The organism is Anaerobacillus sp. 1_MG-2023, from assembly GCF_030547345.1.
Classification (GTDB): Bacteria; Bacillota; Bacilli; order Bacillales; family Guptibacillaceae; genus Guptibacillus; species Guptibacillus hwajinpoensis_B.
Genome location: NZ_JAUORD010000188.1, coordinates 1 through 248 on the forward strand (window position 1 = coordinate 1; position 248 = coordinate 248).

The 248-nt window shown below is 44.8% G+C and carries 1 protein-coding gene; it reads left to right on the forward strand.

The genetic code is table 11. From position 1 onward, the window contains the following. On the forward strand, positions 1-248 hold a 248-nt coding region (locus Q4550_RS23805; RefSeq protein WP_303536732.1), incomplete at both ends, for a peptidase dimerization domain-containing protein.

Sequence of the window (248 nt, forward strand, 5' to 3'; positions counted from 1 at the left end):
GTACTGGAAAATCCAAAAGTGGATATGATGGCTGGTCTGCATGTACATCCAACCATAGAAACAGGACAATTTGGAATCACAGAAACGGAATTCAGCTGTGCAGCAATGGATCTATTTGAACTGGAAATAAAAGGAAATGGCGGACATGCAGCACATCCGCACCGCACAATCGATCCTGTTGCAATTGCGGCGCAAGTTATTACAGCACTTCAGCAAATCGTCAGCCGAAATACGGATCCACTTGATTC